At 58.8% G+C, this 10,903-nt stretch carries 11 protein-coding genes; 4 read left to right on the forward strand and 7 right to left on the reverse strand.

Annotated elements, in window-relative coordinates:
* The coding region (locus ACEW8J_RS00825) for a polymer-forming cytoskeletal protein (protein WP_373489734.1) at positions 1-363 on the forward strand (363 nt) is incomplete at its 5' end.
* 64 nt (positions 364-427) lie between these two features.
* Here ACEW8J_RS00825 and ACEW8J_RS00830 read toward each other — a convergent pair.
* From ACEW8J_RS00830 to ACEW8J_RS00850, 5 genes are all read right to left on the reverse strand, one after another.
* Complete coding sequence (locus ACEW8J_RS00830) at positions 428-2,059, reverse strand: long-chain fatty acid--CoA ligase (protein WP_373489735.1); 1,632 nt, start codon at positions 2,057-2,059, stop codon at positions 428-430.
* Positions 2,060-2,174: 115 nt separating this feature from the next.
* Complete coding sequence (locus ACEW8J_RS00835; RefSeq protein ID WP_373489736.1) at positions 2,175-2,912, reverse strand: DUF1013 domain-containing protein; 738 nt, start codon at positions 2,910-2,912, stop codon at positions 2,175-2,177.
* Between the two features lie 141 nt (positions 2,913-3,053).
* A complete protein-coding gene (locus ACEW8J_RS00840) occupies positions 3,054-4,133 on the reverse strand; it encodes a glycosyltransferase family 4 protein (protein ID WP_373489737.1) in 1,080 nt (359 codons plus the stop codon).
* Positions 4,130-5,053 carry a UDP-2,3-diacylglucosamine diphosphatase gene (locus ACEW8J_RS00845; RefSeq protein ID WP_373489738.1) on the reverse strand — a complete coding sequence of 308 codons (924 nt, stop codon included), beginning with the start codon at positions 5,051-5,053 and terminating at the stop codon, positions 4,130-4,132. The genes ACEW8J_RS00840 and ACEW8J_RS00845 overlap by 4 nt, the downstream gene beginning before the upstream one ends.
* A gap of 122 nt (positions 5,054-5,175) precedes the next feature.
* Positions 5,176-6,186: an NAD(P)H-quinone oxidoreductase gene (locus tag ACEW8J_RS00850; protein WP_373489739.1), complete on the reverse strand. Its 1,011-nt coding sequence runs from the start codon at positions 6,184-6,186 to the stop codon at positions 5,176-5,178.
* Between the two features lie 101 nt (positions 6,187-6,287).
* On the opposite strand from ACEW8J_RS00850, the gene ACEW8J_RS00855 reads away from it, so the two are divergent.
* Together ACEW8J_RS00855 and clpA are read left to right on the forward strand one after the other, a co-directional pair.
* Positions 6,288-6,485, forward strand: coding sequence for a DUF1192 domain-containing protein (locus ACEW8J_RS00855; protein WP_373489740.1), 198 nt, complete (start codon positions 6,288-6,290; stop codon positions 6,483-6,485).
* A gap of 270 nt (positions 6,486-6,755) precedes the next feature.
* Positions 6,756-9,074 (forward strand): ATP-dependent Clp protease ATP-binding subunit ClpA, encoded by a 2,319-nt coding sequence (gene clpA, locus ACEW8J_RS00860; RefSeq protein WP_373489741.1) that lies wholly within the window; start codon positions 6,756-6,758, stop codon positions 9,072-9,074.
* A gap of 107 nt (positions 9,075-9,181) precedes the next feature.
* Here the strand turns inward: clpA and ACEW8J_RS00865 are convergent, their stop codons facing one another.
* The gene (locus ACEW8J_RS00865; protein WP_373489742.1) at positions 9,182-9,526 is read right to left on the reverse strand and encodes an EthD domain-containing protein; all 345 of its coding nucleotides are present in this window, start codon (positions 9,524-9,526) and stop codon (positions 9,182-9,184) included.
* A 68-nt stretch (positions 9,527-9,594) separates the two neighbouring features.
* Between ACEW8J_RS00865 and ACEW8J_RS00870 the strand changes: the two genes are divergently transcribed.
* Entirely contained in the window at positions 9,595-9,894 is a 300-nt protein-coding gene (locus tag ACEW8J_RS00870) for a hypothetical protein (protein ID WP_373489743.1), read from the forward strand.
* A gap of 73 nt (positions 9,895-9,967) precedes the next feature.
* Here ACEW8J_RS00870 and ACEW8J_RS00875 read toward each other — a convergent pair whose 3' ends face one another.
* Complete coding sequence (locus ACEW8J_RS00875; protein WP_373489744.1) at positions 9,968-10,780, reverse strand: hypothetical protein; 813 nt, start codon at positions 10,778-10,780, stop codon at positions 9,968-9,970.
* Between the last annotated feature and the right edge of the window lie 123 nt (positions 10,781-10,903).

The raw sequence follows: 10,903 nt of genomic DNA on the forward strand, positions 1-10,903 counted from the left end.
ATTACCGGCAATGTCGCCGCCACAACCGAACTGCACGTCGATGGCAATATCGAAGGGGACATCACCTGCGCATCGCTCGTCCAGGGTGAAGGCAGCGTGGTCAAAGGCATGATCGAAGCCGAAAGCGCCCGTTTGTCGGGCACGGTGATCGGCTCCATCTCGGCGCGCGAACTGGTGGTGCTCAAGAGCGCGCGAATCGATGGTGATGTGCATTATGACGCGCTGACCATCGAACAGGGCGCATCGGTAGAAGGCCGTTTCGCGCCGCGCGCAGCGAAGATCAGTCCGGCCGCAAAGACGGATCTGAAGAACAATGATCCCAAAACCGGGGGTGACGAACCGAAGCTGACTCTGGCCGGCTGACTCTGGCAGGCTGACTCTGATCAGCTAATCCCGGCGCAGGCTGTAGCCGGGCCGGCCTGGATCATTACAGCACTTGCGCACGCAGGGCCTTGCGGTCCAGCTTTCCGATCATCGTCTTGGGCAATTCATCGCGGATGACCACTTCCTTCACCCGCTCGTGCTTGCCGACGCGGCTATTGAGCCAATCGGCCAGCGCAGATGGGTCGGTGATTTCTTCCGCCCCATCACCCGGCGGATCGTTCAGCGTGATATAGGCCGCCGGAATCTCTCCGAGATAAGCATCGGGCACCCCGATCACCAGCGCTTCCTTAACCGCTGGATTTTCCAGCAGCACCGCCTCGACATGGCTGGGGAATACCTTGAACCCGCCAACAGCGATCATATCCTTGCTGCGGTCGACAATGGCAATGAAGCCTTCATCATCGATGGTCGCAATATCGCCGGTGCGCAGCCATGATTCGCCGTTGACCTGGACAAAGGCGGTTTCTCCCGCGTCGGGCCGGTTCCAGTACCCGCGCATGATCTGGGGGCCGCGAATCACCAGCTCTCCCGGCTCGCCCTGCCCGGCGGGTAAATTGGCGTCTTCCTTGTCGCGCAGCCTGACCCGGGTTTGCGGCAGGACCTGTCCGATGGTGCCCGGTTTGCGGGTTCCAACATAGGGGTTGGTTGACACGACGCCGGAACTTTCGGTCAGGCCGTACCCTTCCACCAGACGGGCACCGGTTACGGCTTCGAACTTCTCCCGCAGCGGGGCCGACAGCGGCGCGCCGCCAGAAATGCATATCTTCAGGGAGGAAAAATCGGTCTTGGTCACGTCCGGATGATCGAGCAGCGCCTGATACATCGTGGGAACACCGGGGAAAGATGTCGGCTTCACCCGGCTGATCGTCTTCAGGGCCTGCCCCGCATCGAAACGCGGCAGCAGCGCAATACAGCCGCCTTTCGCAACCGTGCGATTCAGCACACAGGTGTTGGCAAAGACATGAAACATCGGCAGCACGCCCAGGATCATATCCCTGCCCTCGAACGGATCGATTGCATCCACCTGCAGGGCATTGGCCGACAGATTGCCATGGGTCAGCATCGCCCCCTTGGGCGTGCCCGTGGTCCCGCCGGTATATTGCAGCAGCGCAAGGTCATTATCCGGATCAATCGCCACCGGCACGGGATCGCTGGGCGCAAGCAAATCCGTCCATTTGCTGACATCGGGCCGATCCGGAATGGAGCTGATCTGTTTGCGGCCAAGCAATTTCAGCGCCAGCCGCTTGCCCAGCGGCAACATATCGCCCAGTCGGCCAACCGTCAGGCTTTGCAGCGATGATCCGTCGAGCACCTTCAATGCACTGGGCAGCAAGGATGCAACATCAATCGTGACCAGCAAACGCGTGCCCGAATCCTCGACCTGCTGGGCCAGTTCGTCCACGCTGTATAGCGGCGAGAAATTGACCACGATCGCACCCGCCATCATCGCGCCGTAATAGGCGGAAATGTAGATCGGGACATTGGGCAGGAACAGGCCGACCCGGTCGCCCTTGGCAATTCCGGCAGCTTGCAGGCCAGCGGCGAAACGGCGCGCCTCCGAAAACAGATCGGCGTAACTATAGCTGCGCCCGACGAATTCGGCGAGCGGCGCATCGGGCGCTGCATCCGTGCTGCGCGCGAACAGTTCCGGCAGGGGCACGCTCTCAAGGACCATGTCCCAGGCGCAGGGGTGCTGGTAGTTTGCGTTGCTTACATCCATGTCAATTTAATGGAGTAACACGCCAATCGGAGCAAGCAATTTGGGCCAGCAGCCCAATGTCGCCCGATATTCAGGCAGCAGGCGGCAGGTCGTTTTCCGGCGGTGTCTCGCCTGCTTCGGCGGCGCGCTTGGCTTCGAGCCATGCAGCCGCTTCGGCTTCCTGTGCCGCATCAGAAGCTGCCTTGACGTTGGCGGTCCGCTCGGCGCGCAATTCCTCGATCAGCTTCTCCCGGTCGCTGGCACCCTCGGCAACTACAACCGGCTCTTCACCTTCAACCGGCACGATATTCTTGGCGGCCTTGGCCACTGCGGCGTCCAGTTCGCGCTGCGAACACAGGCCCAGCGTAACCGGGTCTTTCGCCTGGATATTCTGGATATTCCAATGCGTCCGGTCGCGGATTGCATTGATCGTATTGCGGGTAGTACCGATCAGCTTGGAAATCTGCGCATCGGAAAATTCGGGATGATTGCGCAAGATCCACGAAATACCGTCGGGCTTATCCTGCCGCCTGGATACCGGCGTATAGCGGGCCCCCTTGGTCCGGCTGACCGCAACGGGTGCTTTCTGCATCTTGAGGCTGTAAGCCGGGTCTGCCTGGCCCCTGGCAATTTCTGCAAGCGTCAGTTCGCCTGCATGGACCGGATCGCGGCCGGTATATTTGCTGCTGGCCAGATCATCCGCCATCGCCTGCACTTCAAGGATGTGGATACCGCAGAATTCGGCAATCTGTTCGAACCCGAGCGCGGTGTTATCCACCAGCCAGGTGGCGGTCGCATGCGGCATCAGCGGTTTGACTTGGTCGGCCATGGTTTTCTCCGCCCGTTTCCGGGCCCAAAAATAAAGTAGAAAATATAAGGGCCGCCCCTTGCGGAGCGGCCGTTCACGCGTTGATTTAGGGCATCGTCGGAGTTTCGGCAAGAGAATTGGCGCAGGCGCTGCGGCCCTGCCCTAAACTGCGAGCGATAATTCCTCTGCCAACGGTACAAGACCGGTGGCGAATTGCCGGGTTGCCTCCTCCCAGCTGAATTGCCGGGCGCGGGCGATGCAGTCCGCCCGGTTGCTGAACAGGGCAGCGGCGATGGCGCGGTCGAGATCTTCCGACAGCGCACCGACACGGTCATCGACAATGTCGATCGGGCCGGGCACGGGGAATGCCGCCACCGGGGTTCCGCAGGCCAGTGCTTCGATCATCACCAGTCCGAATGTATCCGTCCGGCTGGGAAAGACGAACACATCCGCGCCGGCATAACAGCCCGCCAGATCGCGCCCGCTGCGTTTGCCCAGGAAAACTGCATCGGGAAACCTGCGCTCCAACTCCGCCCGGGCCGGGCCGTCACCCACCACCACCCTTGTGCCGGGATAGGTGCCGGACAGGAATGCCTCCAGGTTTTTCTCCACAGACACCCGGCCGACATAGAGCTGGATCGGGCGCGGCAGGCTGGCGAATTCAGGCGGCATTGGCGCATCCGGCGTAAAACATTCCAGATCAACCCCGCGGCCCCAATGGTGCAGGCGGTGGAGGCCATGGTCGCGCAATTCGCTGCGGATGCTGGCGGTTGCCACCATGATCCGTTCCGCCGGGCGGTGGAACCAGCGGATATAGCGCCAGAACAGGCTGGCAGGCAGATGGGTGCGCCGCGCGACATAATCGGGGAACTGGGTGTGGTACGCCGTGGTGAAGGGAACCCCCATTTTCGCGCAGTATCGCCTCGCCGCCAGACCCAGCGGGCCTTCGGTGGCGATATGTACCGCGTCAGGAGACAGAGCGGCCAGACGCAGCCCAATGGTGCCCGGTATGGTCAATGCCAGCCGGATTTCGGGATAGGTGGGACAGGGGACGGATCGGAACAGGTCGGGCGAAATAACGGTGACGTCATAACCCCATTCGCGCAGCATTCCGGCCGTGGTGGTGAGGGTACGCACGACCCCGTTCATCTGCGGCAGCCAGGCATCGGTGACAATCGCGATCCGTTCGGGAAAGGGCCGCGATGCCCCGCCACCGGATGGGAACCCTGTCATCCGGTTCATGCCGCCGCCTTCGCATTATCCGCCGCGGCGCGGGCTCCAGCCGCCTCGCGCCTCGCAATTTCATCGGGCCAGTGGAGCAATTCCATCCTGCCATCGAAATGCTCCACCAGCGCATTGCAGCCTTCCACCCAGTCGCCGTCATTGTAATATTCGATGGATCTGCCGTCCTGGGCAAAGGTGCGGATTTCAGCGGTGTGGATATGGCCGCAAACCACTCCGTCCACCCCCCGCTCGGCAGCGGCGCGGGCAACCACTTCTTCGTAGCGGGAGATGAACTCCACCGCATTCTTGACCTTGTGCTTGGCCATTTTCGATAACGACCAATAAGGCAGATCGAAGCGGTTGCGGATCTTGTTGACCAGCCAGTTCAGGCGCATCAGCGAGACATAGGCCGCATCGCCAATCACCGCGAGCCAGCGATGGGCGAGCATCACCGTGTCAAATTCATCGCCATGCAACACCAGCAGCCGGCGACCATCGGCGGTTTCGTGGATTGCCGAACGCCGGATTTCCACGCCGCCGAAATTCAGACCGGTGAACTGGCGGAACATTTCGTCATGATTGCCCGGGATATAGACAATGCGCGTGCCCCGCTTGGCGCGCTTCAGGATCCGCCAGATGATATCATTATGACTGTCCGGCCAGAAGAACCGCTTCTTCATTCGCCAGCCGTCGATAATGTCGCCAACCAGATAGAGCGTGTCGCTATCCACATGATCGAGGAAATCGATCAGAAGATCGGCGTTACAGCCGCGTGTACCCAGGTGAATATCGGAAATCCAGATCGTCCGGTAGCGCGTCCGGTTCCGGGCATGGACCCGCGGTTTCAGCTTCAGCCGCGCTTCATAGCGATCGACATCGAGCAGCGGAATATCGGCTTTGGAAAAGGGGGAAAATTGCTTGGCCATAAAAACTCCCATGGAAACTATCCATGGGGATCGCCTTACGCTGTGTTTGTTACAGCCGGATTCTCATTTTATGAAGCTTTGGTGACGTAAAAATCAGCTTTGCCGCGCAAAAGGCCGCGCAAAAAACGGCGACTTCATTCGACCAGCAGCACAATTTTGCCGATATGATCGCCAGCTTCCATGTGCGCGTGCGCCTTCGCTGCATCGGCGAGCGGAAAGCTCTCGTCCATCACCGGTTTCAATTTGCCCGCTTCGACATCGGGCCAGACATAGCGGTGCAGTTCATCGGCGATCAGCGCCTTGCGCTCGGCCGACTGGGGCCGGAGGGTCGAGCCAGTGAGCATCAGCCGCTTCATCATCACGTGTGCCATGTTGATCGTTGCCTGCACGCCGCCCTGCACAGCGATCGTCACATGACGACCGTCTGCTTTCAAACATTGCAGATTGCGCACGACATAGTCGCCTGCCACCATATCGAGCACGATGTCGACGCCCTGCCCGTCAGTGATCTTCTTGATCTCCTCAACAAAGTCCTGACTTTTATAGTTGATCGCGTGGTCGGCGCCGATCTGCTTGGCGGCGGTACATTTCTGATCGCTGCCGCAGGTCACGATCACGCTCAGGCCAAAGAGCTTGCCAAGCATGATCGCCATCGTGCCGATGCCGCTGGTACCGCCGTGGACCAGCACTGTTTCGCCTTCGCGCGCAAAGCCACGGTTGAACAAATTGCTCCAGACCGTGAACAACGTCTCGGGCAGCGCCGCTGCCTCGGCCATGGTCAGGCTGTCCGGCACTTCCAGACATTGTCCGACCGGGGCAACACAAAATTGCGCATAGCCACCGCCATTGGTCAGCGCGCATATCTTGCGGCCAATCCATTCCGGTTCGACGCCTTCGCCCAGCGCCACGATGGTGCCGGACACTTCCAGACCGGGCAGCGGCGATGCGCCCGGTGGGGCGGGATACAGGCCCATCCGCTGAACCACATCCGGCCGGTTGACCCCGGCAGCGGCCACCCGGATCAGCACTTCGCCTGGCTCCGGCTGCGGTACCGCGATGGTGATGGATTTCAATACGTCGGGCCCGCCCGGTTCGCTTATCGCGATAGCGGTCATTTCTTTTTGCAGCAGTTCAGATACGGCCATCGATTTTACCCCCGGGAAATTTGCGACCTCCCTTGTTTCAGCCCCTTATTGACAGCAAAGCGCGGGCGGTCAACATTACCCTGCAGGAGGCATGTCGATTCATGGATGATGACGAAAATTTACCGCATAATGCCAATGATCCTCTGGTTTTGCTGGTCAAACAGGATCTCGACCCCTTGTCGGTGGACGAACTGGACCAGCGGATCGCTGCATTGAAAACGGAAATAAGCCGCTGTGAAGCGAAGAGAAACTTCGCGGTGAGCCATCGCGCCAGCGCAGATAATCTGTTCAAACGGTGATAATTGCTGGCTTTCGTTAAAGCATTTGTTAACCTTGTTTCCTAATATTCGCATTGAGGCGTTCCATTTTGGACCGTGGAGGAGAAGAGAGACGAAAAACTGGCAACTTTGGCTGGATGCTTGCAGAACCGAGGCTCGGCGCCCTTGACGTTTACGGCCGGGCTCACGATCTATAAGATAAGCAATTGGTTGAAGCCCGAAACCGCATGCACCATCATCCTTATTCGGCAACCGGGACGGCCACGCCATCCCAATTTTGGAGTAAAGTAAATGCCATCATTCGCGGAATCGCTCGAGAAAACCCTGCATCAGGCCCTTAAAAATGCCTCGGATCGCAGCCATGAATATGCGACGCTGGAGCATCTTCTTCTCGCATTGGTCGACGATGGCGATGCATCGCAAGTGATGAACGCCTGCGGTGTCGATCTGGGCGAACTGGAAGATGCCGTCATCCTCTATCTCGACAGCGAACTGGATTCGCTGAAGGTCGAGAAAGCGATTGACCCCTCCCCCACCTCCGGCTTTCAGCGCGTGGTGCAGCGGGCTATCCTGCATGTGCAGTCGTCCGGCAAGGATGAAGTCACCGGTGCCAATGTGCTCGTCGCGCTGTTTTCCGAGCGCGAAAGCTATGCGGTCTATTTCCTGCAGCAGCAGGATATGAGCCGGCTCGACGCGGTCAGCTATATCAGCCACGGCGTCGGCAAGGGCGGCCTGACCGCGGAACCGGCCGAACTGTCCGGGATCGACAGCGACCAGGACAAGAAGGAAAAGAACAAGAAGGAAACCGCGCTCGACCAGTTCACCGTCAATCTGAATCTGAAAGCAGCGGATGGCCGGATCGATCCGCTGATCGGGCGGCAGGCGGAAGTGGACCGGACGGTCCAGATCCTGTGCCGGCGGTCGAAGAACAATCCCCTCTATGTGGGCGAGCCCGGCGTTGGCAAAACCGCGATCGCCGAAGGCCTGGCCCTGCGCATCGTCGAGGAAAATGTTCCCGACGTCCTGAAACCGGCGGTGATCTACTCGCTCGACATGGGTTCGCTATTGGCCGGAACCCGCTATCGCGGCGATTTCGAGGAACGGCTGAAGCAGGTGGTGTCCGAGCTGGAGAAAATGCCGGACGCGATCCTGTTCATCGACGAAATTCACACCGTTATCGGCGCCGGGGCAACCAGCGGCGGCGCGATGGATGCATCGAACCTGCTGAAGCCGGCCCTCTCCGGCGGCATCATTCGCTGCATCGGATCAACGACTTACAAGGAATTCCGCAACCATTTCGAGAAGGACCGGGCGTTGCTGCGGCGCTTCCAGAAAATCGATATCAACGAGCCATCGGTGGAAGACACGATCAAGATCCTGGCTGGCCTGCGCGGTGCCTTTGAAGAGCATCACAAGGTCCGCTATTCTCCGGATGCGCTGAAATCGGCGGTGGAATTGTCCACCCGCTATATCAACGACCGCAAGCTGCCGGACAAGGCTATTGACGTGATCGACGAAGTCGGCGCGATGCAGATGCTGTTGCCGCCCTCCCGCCGAAAGAAGATGATCACCGCCAGGGATATCGAAGCCGTGATCGCGACAATGGCGCGGATCCCGCCCAAATCGGTGTCCAAGGACGACAAGAAGACGCTGGAGAATCTGGAAAAGGATCTGAAGCGCGTGGTCTTTGGCCAGGACGAGGCGATCGGCAAGCTGGCCAGCGCCATCAAGCTTTCGCGTGCCGGTCTGCGCGAACCGGAAAAACCGATCGGCAATTATCTGTTCAGCGGCCCGACCGGCGTCGGCAAGACCGAAGTCGCACGGCAATTGTCATCGATCATGGGCATTCCGCTCAAGCGCTTCGACATGTCCGAATATATGGAGCGGCACAGCGTCTCCCGTCTGATCGGCGCGCCTCCCGGCTATGTCGGCTATGATCAGGGCGGCCTGCTGACCGATGCGATCGATCAGAATCCGCATTGCGTGCTGCTGCTCGACGAAATCGAGAAGGCCCATCCCGACCTGTTCAACATCCTGCTGCAGGTGATGGATAATGGCAAGCTGACCGATCATCACGGCAAGACGGTCGACTTCCGCAATGTCGTGCTGATCATGACGACCAATGCCGGCGCGTCCGACATGGCAAGAGAAGGCATTGGCTTTGGCAATATGTCGAAGGAAGATGCCGGCGAAGAGGCAGTGAAGAAAATGTTCTCGCCGGAATTCCGCAACCGTCTGGATGCAATCGTACCCTTCGCCTATCTGCCGTCGGAAGTGGTTGCCCGGGTGGTCGAGAAATTCATTCTCGAACTCGAACTGCAACTGGCCGACCAGAATGTCCACATCACGCTCGACGAGGATGCCCAGGCATGGCTGACCGAGCGCGGCTATGACAAGCTCTATGGTGCCCGCCCGATGGGCCGGCTGATCCAGGAGAAGATCAAGCAGCCGCTGGCCGAGGAACTGTTGTTCGGCAAGCTGAAGAATGGCGGAGAGGTCAAGGTGCATCTGAAGGACAATGCGCTGAACTTCGAAGTCACCGCGGCCGCACCCAAGGCGAAGAAGAAGAAAGCTCCGGCCAAGAAAAAGGCCGAAAGCAAGACCAAGTAACTGTGCCCCGGAAGCGGTTCAGATCATGGCAACAGAAAAACGGCGTGGCTCACCCCACGCCGTTTTTTTTGGTTTTTTCCAATCGACTGATTTGATCAGCGGAAAATTTAAATGCAACTGTCGATCCGCAAGGATCGGGTTGCGTCGCTAATCAGGAAATTGGCTTCGTCGGCACGGATTTCAGCGAGTACGGCTGGGTCCGATGTGGCTTTCAGAAACGCGTCAAAGTCGGCCTGCGTGGCAAAATGGATCTCGGTGATCACGTCAAAATCGGGATGGGTCTGAGCGTCTCCTGCCCGGCTGTTTGAGCGGTCGAGATAATGGCGTTGATAATGCGCGAACATCGGCAGGAGCCGTTTGATCAGCGGCACATGATGGGTCTCGTAATAGGCGCGAAATGCCGCTGCGCTAACGTCCGGCTTTTTCGAAATCAGAAAGAAATGCTTGATCATCCGGGACCTCCCCTATTGGTGTAAAGCCGCATCTATGTGCAAACCGAGCGAGAGAGACAAGCGGCCACTTGCCGGGCACCATTTGTCTGGCCCGCTCGCACATGGCGGCCTTCTCCCATCATGCATACGGCAATTATTACAGGGTTGTCGATGTCGTCGACAGCAAGTTTCAGGCGGATGACTATGTCTGTGGCAAGCGCTTTACCATGGCTGACGTCTATGTCGGTGCGCAAATAGTGTGGGGGACGCAATTTGACACCCTGCCCAAAAGGGATGCCCTGATCGCTTATGCCAGACGGGTGACCGACCGGGACGCCTATCACTCGGCGAAGGCCATTGATGACAGGTTGATTGCAGCGCAGAGTTGATCGACCGATCCGCAAAATGAAAAGGCCAAATGGTGATCCCATCTGGCCTTTTCATTTGGGCATGAAAGGAAGTTCAATTTCCAGGGGCCGGTATTTCATTGTCGATAATTGGCTGCGTCAAGGTGGGGATTGGCTGATCATAGTCGAGAATTGGTTGGCCAGAGGGGGTGTTCGATTGATCAAAATCGAGCAACAGTTCTCCATCAGTGTCGGTCGGCTGGACCTGGATTGTGGTGGGTTCACCATATTGCACCTTCCAGGCTGCCAGATCCCGAAGATATTCCTCGTAGGCGAGATAGAAATCGGTGAACGGCTTTTCCAGCTGCGGCAATGCTTCCGCTGCAAATGACTCGAGATCCGCAGATTTGGTAACGATCGCGCGCTGGCTTACCTGAACGGCCTGATCACAAAAAGGCCGACGCAAGGGCGAGAAGGACCAGTAGTTGTAGAGCTTGGTCTGATGACGGTCATGCTCGGCCTTGAAACCGCGGCCGAGGTCCCGCTCGAATTTACGGACGATGGCAGTGTTGGCATTGCGCAGCGAAGCGCTGTTGTTGGTGATAAACGCATTATAGTCGCCAATGAGGCGTTCGTAGAGCGGGCCGGTGCAGCTGAGCGCGGCCACATTCAATGCCGCCCGTACGTGCCACAATGTCTGGAGCGGCCCGATATCGCGATTGATCGTTTCGCGCAGGCCATCGGTTCGCAGCGCAGGCACGACGGTCAGTACGCTCGCGCCAAAAGGCGGCGTTGGTGCGCGCGGCGTATATTGCGGCTGGACGATCGGAGGCGGCGGCGGCGGCGGGGGAGGAGGTGTCTGACAGGCGGCCAGCAGAGCCAATCCGCCAGCTCCCAATAGTAGACGCAAATCATTCAAACGCGGCATTGATACACTCTCCCAAAACAACAGTATTTTCCTTATGATTCACGCACAGGATTGTCCAGCATTTGCGATCAATTCCCGATCAACCGGCAAAAGAAAAAGCCCGACAGTTTCCTGCCGGGCTTT

It is taken from the genome of Parasphingorhabdus sp., from assembly GCF_041748495.1.
Classification (GTDB): domain Bacteria; phylum Pseudomonadota; class Alphaproteobacteria; order Sphingomonadales; family Sphingomonadaceae; genus Parasphingorhabdus.